The 11,073-nt window shown below is 41.7% G+C and carries 8 protein-coding genes; all 8 read left to right on the forward strand.

Going from position 1 to position 11,073, the window contains the following annotated elements:
• Positions 1–1,196 (forward strand): PLP-dependent aminotransferase family protein (locus WB217_RS12150; RefSeq protein WP_423993482.1); only part of this gene is annotated, 1,196 nt, incomplete at its 5' end.
• Positions 1,197–1,622: 426 nt separating this feature from the next.
• On the forward strand, positions 1,623–2,384 hold the full coding sequence (locus WB217_RS12155) for an exodeoxyribonuclease III (RefSeq protein ID WP_423993483.1): 762 nt from the start codon (positions 1,623–1,625) through the stop codon (positions 2,382–2,384).
• A 227-nt stretch (positions 2,385–2,611) separates the two neighbouring features.
• The gene (locus WB217_RS12160; protein WP_423993484.1) at positions 2,612–3,259 is read left to right on the forward strand and encodes a helix-turn-helix transcriptional regulator; all 648 of its coding nucleotides are present in this window, start codon (positions 2,612–2,614) and stop codon (positions 3,257–3,259) included.
• 14 nt (positions 3,260–3,273) lie between these two features.
• The gene (locus tag WB217_RS12165; protein WP_423993485.1) at positions 3,274–4,092 is read left to right on the forward strand and encodes a pyruvate, water dikinase regulatory protein; all 819 of its coding nucleotides are present in this window, start codon (positions 3,274–3,276) and stop codon (positions 4,090–4,092) included.
• Positions 4,092–6,764 carry a pyruvate, phosphate dikinase gene (gene ppdK, locus WB217_RS12170; RefSeq protein WP_423993486.1) on the forward strand — a complete coding sequence of 891 codons (2,673 nt, stop codon included), beginning with the start codon at positions 4,092–4,094 and terminating at the stop codon, positions 6,762–6,764. The genes WB217_RS12165 and ppdK overlap by 1 nt, the downstream gene beginning before the upstream one ends.
• A gap of 433 nt (positions 6,765–7,197) precedes the next feature.
• The gene (locus WB217_RS12175; RefSeq protein WP_423993487.1) at positions 7,198–7,578 is read left to right on the forward strand and encodes a hypothetical protein; all 381 of its coding nucleotides are present in this window, start codon (positions 7,198–7,200) and stop codon (positions 7,576–7,578) included.
• A 257-nt stretch (positions 7,579–7,835) separates the two neighbouring features.
• The gene (locus WB217_RS12180; RefSeq protein WP_423993488.1) at positions 7,836–10,412 is read left to right on the forward strand and encodes a helicase-related protein; all 2,577 of its coding nucleotides are present in this window, start codon (positions 7,836–7,838) and stop codon (positions 10,410–10,412) included.
• A 226-nt stretch (positions 10,413–10,638) separates the two neighbouring features.
• The coding region (locus tag WB217_RS12185; RefSeq protein ID WP_423993489.1) for a LysM peptidoglycan-binding domain-containing protein at positions 10,639–11,073 on the forward strand (435 nt) is incomplete at its 3' end.

An 11,073-nucleotide genomic window follows, 5' to 3' on the forward strand; every position in this document is an offset into this window, starting at 1 on the left:
CCTGGACACTGATGTGTTCAAATACACCTGTGAACTGGAATGAACAGGTCCAGCTTGGCACCCATCAGGCAAGCTTGGCCACTGTCCAGGCTATTAATCTTGCCGAATCTGATGAAAATATGATTCAGCTGAGCAAGGGAGAGCTTTCAAAAGATCTTTTTCCGCTTGAAGAAATGAAGGAAGTGATCTCGAAGGTTGGCAAGGAACTTATGCCTTTCGGCTATGAAGATCCTAAAGGAAATCCCGCTCTTAGGGGAGCCATAAGCAATTATCTTAAACCAAAAGGTATCGAAGCGCCGCCAGCCTCCATTCTTGTTGTATCAGGGGCATTGCAGGCATTGCACCTCATATCAATAGGCTTATTGCAGAGACAATCAACTGTAATTCTCGAAAATCCTTCCTATATCTATTCATTGTCAACCTTCCAATCTGCTGGCATGAAGCTGCAGGGAATCCCGATGGATCAGGAAGGAGTATTGCCACATTTAATTGAAGCAACAAGGGATCGTAGGAAATCGGTTCTATACTGTCATCCGACTTTTCATAATCCGACCGGTGCTTTAATGGGAGATGCCAGGAGACAAGAACTGATTCAGGTCGCGGAAAAGGTTCAGCTCCCGATCATAGAGGATGATGTTTATGGTGATTTATGGCTTGATACTCCGCCCCCGCCGCCAATTAAGTCCTATGACAAACACGGAAATGTCTTATATATTGGAAGTCTGTCTAAGAGTCTTAATCCGGGTTTAAGGATTGGATGGATTACAGGTCCTCAGGGAGTTATTGACAGGCTGGCTGACTTGAAGATGCAAACGGATTACGGCTCAAGTTCCCTTTCGCAAAAAGTTGCTGCAGAATGGCTTTCAAGCGGAAAATATGAACAGCATTTATTAAATGTGAGAAAGCAATTAAGGGAGCGGAGAGATGAAGTACTAACTGCCCTCGAAACTCATTTAGGACGATACGCGGATTGGGAGGCCCCAAAAGGTGGCTTCTTCATCTGGGTAAAAATGAATCCTGAAATTTCGTTAGCAGACTTATATAGAAAAGCTTTTGCTAATGGGGTCCTAATAAATCCGGGAAGAATCTATGCCACACAGAAGCTCCAGCATTTCAGGCTGTCATTCGCAAATGCTCCTGTGGCTGATATCCTGAAAGGAATCGCGATATTAGAATCCATTATCGAAGACTGCTAAAATAGAAGGGGGTCCTTCGAGACTTGTAGGTAAGTATGATTCAAGGTAATTGATACAAGTGAAATTTAAAGGCTTCATAAAAGAATAAAGCTAGGGTTGATATAGAATCATTTATTTATTTAATACTTTGGCTGAGTTAACGCCCAATGTTGTTTGTAAAACCTGTTGATTGTAGTGGAAGGCGCGAAGACTCCTCCGAAAATATTGACGCATTTCCATCGTGCGTGGGCAGATTCGAGGAAGCTATTATCAGTGTCCTGCAGGCTCAGCGTCAGCCCTGCGGAAAGCGATGCGCATTGAACGAAAATCAACAGCCTTGTTTAACAGAGCTAATACTTTAAATGCCATCTTTATTGCAATAACCCTGGGCTCTGTTAAGAATCTGAACGGCAAAAGAAAACACTAACTGAGGGGAAAAGATAGAATATGAAATTAGTGTCATGGAATGTGAATGGAATCCGAGCCTGTTCAGGTAAAGGTTTTTTAGATTATTTTAAAGAGGCGGATGCTGACCTTTTTTGTATCCAGGAAACGAAACTTCAGGAAGGCCAGATTAATCTCGAGTTAGAGGGATATCATCAGTTTTGGAACTACGCAGAGAAAAAAGGCTATTCCGGCACAGCTATTTTCACAAAGCAAAATCCTTTAACGGTAAGAAACGGAATCGGGTCTGCTGAATATGATTGTGAAGGCCGTGCGATCACTCTTGAATTTGAACAGTTTTACCTTGTGAATGTCTACACACCAAATTCACAGCGTGATCTTGCGCGTCTTGGCTACCGATTAGCATGGGAAGACAAACTTCGGGAATACCTTCTAGAATTGGATGGTATTAAACCAGTCATCCTATGCGGCGATTTGAATGTGGCGCACAATGAAATTGATTTGAAAAATCCTAAGCCGAACAGAGGGAATTCGGGTTTTACGGACGAGGAACGAGGTAAGATGACGGAACTTCTGAGCGATGGTTTTGTTGATTCGTTCCGCCATTTATATCCTGAAGCTGAAGGAGTATATACATGGTGGTCATATATGAATAAGGTAAGGGAAAGGAATATTGGCTGGCGCATTGATTACTTTATAATTTCCGAGAGGCTTGCCCCTGAAATCAAAGAGGCCGGCGTTGAATGTTTTGTAATGGGAAGCGATCATTGTCCAGTTACACTGGAACTGAATATAAAGGAATAAATTATCCCTGGTTTTTTAACCAGGGTTTTTTATTTTCCTAGACAATTAGAACATGAGTATAACCTATATACTTCATGTTAAAACGCATATTTTAAAAGAATTTGCGAATAAATAAAACCTTTTCTTTTGATTTTTCATTAAATGTTATATACTATAAATTAATAAGGATAACACATTTAAAAATTCCTTGATAATGTAACATCATTATTATTGGAGGTAAGTTGGTGGTGAGTTCTATTAAACTAACAAAACGGCAGGAAGAAATCGTTCAAATCGTCAAGGAAGATGGCCCGATCACTGGAGAGCAGATAGCAGAAAAGCTGAAACTTACTCGAGCAACGCTTCGTCCTGACCTTGCGATTTTGACAATGGCTGGGAGTTTAGAGGCAAGGCCGAGAGTTGGCTATTTTTTTAATAAGGATAAAGAGAAACAGTTTAAAGCTACAGCCTTTCTTGATCTGAAGGTCAATGACTATAAAGGCCACCCGATTGTCGTGCAAAAGTCAGCCTCAGTCTATGATGCTATTGTCCAGATGTTCCTTGAGGATGTGGGAACGCTTTACGCGGTGGATTCAGAAGGATGCCTGGCTGGAGTCATTTCCAGGAAGGATTTGCTGAGGGCAGCCATTGGTAACAAGAATCTGGATGATCTTCCTGTAAGCGTCATCATGACTAGAATGCCAAATATCATCACTGTAAAACCGGAGGAGACAATGCTCCAGGCAGCAAAGAAGCTTGTCCAGAACCGGATTGATTCACTGCCAGTTGTCCGTGAACTCAAAGAAAAACCAGATACATATGAAGTCATCGGACGTATTACAAAAACCACAATTACAAAGATTTACTTAGAAATAGTAGAGCAAAAATCTGTCTAGGAAGTGAGCGCGTTTTGGATATGAAGGAAGTTGTCTATGTAGTTTCCGATTCTGTCGGAGAAACAGCAGAATTTGTAGTAAAGGCTGTGGCCACACAATTCAATGGCGGCCAGGTTGATATTCGACGGAATTCCTACGTTGAGGACGAAGAGGACATTGAGGATGTCATCATGGTAGCAAAACAAGGGCGCTCCATCATTGCATACACAATCGTCGTTCCGGCTTTAAAAGCCTATCTTGATAAAAGGGCAGAAGAAGAGGGCATTTATGCTGTCGACTTGTTGAATCCGCTCATGAGTGCTTTCGAAAAAAAGTTCAACAAAGAGCCAAACCATCGGCCGGGTATGATGAGAAAGCTAGATGATGACTATTTTCGCAGGATAGAAGCGATTGAATTCGCAGTTAAATATGATGACGGAAGAGACCCGCGAGGAATTCTGAGAGCTGATATCGTTTTGGTTGGCGTTTCCCGTACATCGAAAACCCCGCTTTCCATGTACCTTGCACATAAACGGTTCAAGGTGGCCAATGTACCAATTGTTCCTGAAGTGAAGCCACCTGATGAACTTTTCCAGGTTCCTAGAAGTAAATGTGTCGGTTTGATCATCTCGCCTGACAAATTAAATGAAATCAGGACAGAGAGGCTAAAAGCACTAGGATTAGGCTCCAGGGCAAATTACGCCAGCTACGAGCGTATTCTTGAGGAATTGGATTATGCAGAAAAAATCATGAAGCGTGTTGGCTGCCCGGTGATCAATGTTTCAAATAAAGCAATTGAAGAAACAGCCGGTTTAATTCTCGATATTCTAAAAAGTGAGAGGAGTTTTACTTGATGTCTAAATTTGTTTATCTCTTTAATGAAGGCAACAGCAGCATGAAAGAAATTCTTGGAGGCAAGGGTGCTAACCTGGCCGAAATGACTCGCATTGGGCTCCCAGTCCCTTTCGGATTCACGATTTCAACTGAAGCCTGTAACGCTTATTACGATGCAGGCAAAACAATTACTGCTGAAGTCCAGGCTCAAGTGCTTGAGGCCCTTGGAGAACTTGAAGAGAAAACAGGCAAGAAATTAGGCAATCCGGAAAATCCTCTGCTTGTGTCAGTGCGCTCAGGTGCTGTTTTTTCAATGCCTGGAATGATGGATACCATCCTTAACCTAGGAATGAATGATGAAACGGTAGAGGGAATGGCTAAGCTTACAAACAATCCTCGTTTTGCTTATGATTCTTACCGCCGCTTCATCCAGATGTTCAGTGATGTTGTGCTTGATGTCGATGTGTTTTTCTTTGAACGTCTGCTAGAGGAAACCAGGGAAGCTAAAGGCTACAGTTCCGATCCTGAAATGACGGCAGAAGACTGGAAAGAAGTTATCCAAGGCTATAAAAAAATCGTGACAAAGCACACGAGAAAACCGTTCCCACAGGATCCAAAAGAGCAATTATTCCTTTCGATCAATGCAGTATTTGATTCGTGGAACAACCAGCGGGCGATTGTTTACCGCCGCCTGAACAAAATCCCTTCTCACTTAGGAACAGCAGTAAATATCCAGAGTATGGTTTTTGGAAACATGGGTGACGATTCTGGAACAGGAGTTGCATTTACAAGGGACCCATCTACTGGTGAACATATTCTTTATGGTGAATACTTAATCAATGCACAAGGAGAGGATGTTGTTGCGGGTATCCGTACTCCACAGCCGATCCAGACATTAAAGGATGAAATGCCTGCAGTTTACCAGCAGTTTGTAGATACATGCAAGCGCCTTGAACAGCATTATGCAGATATGCAGGATATTGAATTCACAGTAGAGCGCGGTGAATTATTCATTCTTCAAACTCGAACAGGAAAAAGAACTGCACAGGCAGCAATCCGAATTGCTGCAGAACTTGTTGCAGAAGGTATTATTGATAAAAAAGCAGCGCTGCTTCGCGTTGATCCTGAACAGCTTGACCAGCTTCTTCACCGCAGGATCGATGAAAATTTTGAACGAAAACAACTCGCAAAAGGCCTTCCTGCTTCACCAGGTGCGGCTACTGGAAAGGTTGTATTTGATGCGGATGAAGCTGAGCTGCTGGCTAATGAAGGACAGAAAGTAATTCTGGTTCGTCCAGAAACGACACCGGATGATATCCACGGCATCATCTCTGCCCAGGCAGTTGTCACAAGCCGTGGCGGTATGACCAGCCATGCGGCTGTAGTTGCGCGCGGTATGGGGAAGGCGTGTATTTGCGGATGTGAGGCGATGAAGATTGACCTTCATGAGAAGCAGTTCCGCGTTGGCGAAGTGGTAGTTAACCACGGAGACATCATTACGATTGATGGCGGTACAGGTGAAATCATGCTTGGAGAAATTCCGATGATTGATCCTGAGCTTTCAGATGAGTTCCAGCTTCTGCTTTCATGGGCAGATGAAGAGCGCAAGATTGGTGTTCGCGCAAATGCGGATAACCCAGAAGACGCAGCAAAGGCTCTAGAGTTCGGAGCAGGAGGCATTGGGCTATGCCGTACTGAACATATGTTCATGGATGCGTCAAGGGTACCGATTGTTCAGAAAATGATCCTAGCCGAAAACTATGATGAGCGTACTAAAGCTTTGGATGAGCTCCTGCCGATGCAGCAGGGCGATTTTGAAGGAATCCTTGAAGTTATGCAAGGTCTTCCTGTTACAATTCGTTTACTAGATCCGCCTCTTCACGAGTTTTTACCTGATAAAGAAGAACTTCTTGTGGAGATTACAAGGCTGCAAATCCTTGATCCGAAGTGTAAAGAGCTGAAGGAAAAGGAAGCATTATTAAAGAAAGTCCGCCAATTAGATGAATTCAATCCGATGCTTGGCCACCGTGGCTGCCGACTAGGCATGATCCATCCGGAAATCTATGAAATGCAAGCAAGGGCAATCTTTTATGCAGTGGTGAAGTTAGCTGATAAAGGCATTGAAGTACAGCCAGAAATCATGATCCCACTTGTAGGCCATGTGAATGAGCTGAAGGAAATGCGTGAGCTGGTGAATGCGGCAGCTCAAAAGATTAAGGAAGAAACAGGCAAGGATTTTGAATATACAGTAGGTACGATGATTGAAATTCCGCGTGCTGCTTTGACTGCAGACCAAATCGCTGAAGAAGCGGATTTCTTCTCCTTTGGTACAAATGATCTAACACAAACAACATTTGGATATAGCCGTGATGATGCGGAAGGAAAATTCTTGCAGGCATATATTGAACAAAAAGTCCTGCCAGAAAATCCATTTGCGGTGCTTGATCGTGAAGGAGTCGGCAAATTAGTTGAAACCGGGGTAAACCTTGGCCGAAAAACCAAACCAGGCCTTAAGACAGGAATCTGTGGTGAGCATGGCGGCGAAAAGAGCTCGATTGAATTTTGTTATAATGCTGGACTAGACTATGTAAGCTGTTCACCATATCGTGTGCCGCTAGCCCGTCTAGCAGCAGCACAAGCTACCATCCGTCATGAGCAAAGCGATGAGAAGGTTGCAGTAGCATCAAAATAAAACCAGTGAATAGCGTTTCTTTTAGAAGCATAGTTCACTTATCCTGTTTCATAAAAATAAGGGTGTCCCAAAAAATATCTTGGGACACCCTTTCATTGTAATGGATTAGAGTCGCTTGAATGCTGGTCCAGGCACTCATTTTCGGCGTGATAGAGTTACGACAAAGCTCAAGCGCCAGTTTTTTTCAAAAAAACGCATGGACAGAAAAATGTCATAAGTAAAAGTCAAGCAGCATAAATTATTTGGTGGAGAAAAAAGGGTATTGCTCTAGGAAAAAGCTTTAAGAAACGGCTGAAATTAAACTAATCACCTTATTAATAGGTAAACGATGGAAAACAGGGTATACTAGGTATATGAATGAAATCCTTAGGTCTTCTGGTGTTACGACTAACCATGAGAAGGCGTGAGACCCAAACCAGAAAGGATGAGGAAAATGATCGTTAAACTTTATCAGGCAAAAGCGGGCGATGGCAGTACGAAAAAGGGATTAAGGAGAACCCAGTCATATTTCACAACGCCGCAGGATGCTGTTTCAGAAGCACTAGCGTTAAAGGAAAGAATGGATTCTAAATATGAAAATGAAATCGAATGGGATTACAAAAGTGATTTTACTGGAACTTCGGATAAAATGAAAATCCTCAAGGGATATTTAAATGGAAATCGTGAAAGCACAGCATTTTATCTTGAAATTCTTTGCTCGGAGAATACTGAAAAAATTAAGCCTGTTTCACCGATCAAGCCGAAGAGTGTAACGAAAGAGGATAAGAAAGTATTGAATCGGGTCGTAAAAATGTTGAAAGTAAAGAACGCATAAGCATAATTATTTAAGCATGTCCTTTATCTCTGTGAATAAAGGTAATCAAGGGGCTCGCACAATAATTTGTGCGGCCTCTATTTTTAGGGATCTTTTTGTAAATTTTGTTGTATTGCACCAAAAAGCAATTGATGTTTTCATGATTTTTTTAGCATGATACTTTGATTTTCCTTTCCAATAAACCAATTAAAATGCAGCAAGATGTCAGAATGCGCAAACAGCCATTTATCAATTCCATCCAATCAAGGGGCTTACATATGAACCAAATCGATACTATTTTTCAGCAGTCAGTTGAACATACAAAAAACAAAGTAAAGGAAGATCTTGAGAAATTTCTTGGTGAGCATGAATTTCCTCCATCATTTAGTGAGTATTTGGAGAAAAGAAAGACTTATATCAGCCAAATTTGGCTGAATGTCTGGCTTACTAAATCAACAAATGACTTCTCGAAGCGCGATAAGAAAGCCTTATTAAGTGAGAGAGGGTTTGTTGTCGAGGGTATTGACCGCAAGCTGATCAATAAGCTTTTCAGAAATGAAATGAGAGACTACAAACCATTTAATGTTCTTGCCTGGATTGAGTCAGCATTTGACAGTCAAACATGGGACCAATTGCACGAAAAAGCTAGAAAAAAATTCTTGAAAAAAGAAGCAGAAGAACGGCTCCTGGAAGAGAAAGCACGTATCCGCGAGAAAATTAGTGACAATGCCCAAGAAATACTGGAAAATTCTCAGGAAATCTCATATTTAATGATCAGGTACTATATTGCAAAAGATTTAGTCAATATTTTCAAAGAAAATCCTAAATACAAGGATATCGATACATTCATGCTTGAAGAGAAATTGACAGAAGTGGGATCTTTTCATCAGGACGATTACAGTACTTTAGCAGATTTCTTTGATGAATTAACGGGCGAAGTTCATCAGACCACCCATTGGGGAAGACATTATTTTGAATATGAGACGTATCAATATTACTTTGAAAAAGAGGTAATAAAGTATTTTGAGGATATTGGGTCTGAATTAGTACTGCAAAGTCTCCCACTGGCTATAATTAGTGATTATGAGAAAACGTTAGAAGATAAGCTTTCAAAGGCAGAGTTAAAAAGGGTCATCCAGGATATTTTGCTTGCATATACAGATGGCTATCTTTATAAACTGCAAGAGGAATACATTAGTGATCTTTTTGGTTTAGCAGAAACTCCTTTTGATGAACGGATCCATCGTGAGATTTATGAATCGGACCTTGAGGATAGGGAACGCAGGAAGGCAGAAGAAGAGGCTGAACTCAAGCGGCAAAAAGAAGAAGAGGCCAGAATGCTTGAAGATATCTTCGGCCGGGAATACAATCCTTCACTTCGGAGAAATGTTCGGTATATCCTTCATATCGGAGAAACCAACACAGGAAAGACCCACCACGCTCTCGAAAGGATGAAGGAAGCAAAAAGCGGGTTATATTTAGCGCCGCTTAGGCTTCTGGCTCTTGAGGTTTATGAAAAGTTGAACATGGAAGGAGTTCCGTGCTCTCTGAAAACAGGGGAAGAAGAGAAGCCTGTAGAAGGAGCAGCCCATATTTCCTGTACAGTTGAAATGTTTCACGAGAAGGATTTTTATCATGTGGTGGTGATCGATGAATCTCAGATGATTGCCGATAAGGACCGTGGATTTTCCTGGTATAAAGCGATTACTAAAGCCAATGCGGAAGAAGTTCATATCATCGGCAGCATGAATATTAAAAGCATTATGATGGAGCTTCTTGAAGATAATTTAATGGAAATTTATGAATATACACGTGACATTCCCCTTCAGGTGGAGAACAAGGAGTTCAGCCTGAACAATACGGAAAAAGGTGATGCGCTAGTATGTTTTTCACGGAGACAAGTGCTTGAGAATGCTTCTAAATTGCAGAATAGTGGTCGACAGGTAAGCATGATTTATGGCAGCATGCCACCAGAGACGAGAAAAAAACAAATGGAGCGTTTCATAAAAGGCGAAACGACAGTAGTAGTTGCCACAGATGCAATTGGAATGGGACTCAACTTGCCAATCAGGAGAATCGTTTTTTTAGAAAATGAGAAATTTGATGGAACAAGGAGAAGGCGGCTTACCTCACAGGAAGTGAAGCAAATTGCAGGCCGGGCTGGCAGAAAAGGAATCTATAATGTTGGAAAAGTCGCATTCACCTCTGATATTAATATAATGTCCAAACTTCTTGAAAAAGAGGATGAACCTGTTGCGATATTTTCGATAGCACCGACATCAGGCATCTTTGAAAGGTTCCAAAAATATTACCGCTCTCTTGCTGTTTTCTTTGAGCTATGGGATCAATTCGAAAGTCCAAAGGGAACAAAAAAAGCTTCTCTTTCAGAAGAACGGGAACTGTTTGAGTTTGTCAGAGACACAGAAATTGAAGCAAGACTGCCGATGATGGATTTGTATGGTTTCCTGCACTTGCCCTTCTCATCAAAGGAGCCGGCCCTCATTGAGCAATGGCTGGAAACAATCAAGGCAATCGTCGCTGGGACAGAGCTTCCAGAACCCGTTATTAAAACAACAAGTCTTGAGGAACTTGAGCTTTCCTATAAAGCGATCGGGCTTCATCTATTATTTTTATATAAACTTGGCCGCAGAACGGAAGCTGTGTACTGGGAAAGACTTCGCACTGGGCTAAGTGATGATGTCCACGAATTTTTAAAGTCAGAAGTCAGAAACTATAAAAAGAAATGCAGGCATTGTGGTAAGGGAATCCATGTAGAATCTCCTTATCAGATATGCGACGCCTGCCATTCTGCAAGGTTACGGAATCGTTCGGATGGACGCGATCGATGGAGATAATGAACGATAAGCAGGGTTCTTGTATGTAAGGAACCCTGCTTCTTTTTTGTCTTTTTGAGATGAGTGCAAGCACTCAGTTGAGTCTAAAGAAATTGGTACATCCAACAAATTTTCCCTTAGATAAGATAGATTAAAAGTATATGATAAGTGCCACGCCAAATTTGTAATAAGAACAATCTTGGTCACCATATGATGGTTGTAGAGACCGTTAAGAAGGGGTGATCAAATGGCTGTCCACGTAGTAAAAGCAGGAGAAAATCTTTGGTCCATCGCTAAAACCTATGGTGTAACAATCCAAAGCATCGTAAATGTGAACGGGCTGCCTTCCGCTAATGTAATTGTTCCTGGTCTAGCCTTGTACATTCCAGATCTCCAGCCGATTACCCGATTTTATAAAATCAAATCTGGTGATACATTATGGAAGCTATCCATTCAATTCAGTACAACGGTAAATAGCATTATGAATGCGAATCCTGGTCTTGATCCGTACCGGATGTACATTGGCCAAAATATAAATATCCCTTCACCTGTAAAACCACCGATGGCTACACTAGGATTTATAGTACCTAGTTCTCCTCAATCCTTCCTTGCTGGGTTTGATGCATTAGCACCAAAGCTGACATTCACAGCGATCGTTAATTATTCATTTACAAAAGAAGGT

The sequence above is a fragment of the Mesobacillus sp. genome (genome assembly GCF_049588175.1).
GTDB lineage: Bacteria > Bacillota > Bacilli > Bacillales > Cytobacillaceae > Mesobacillus.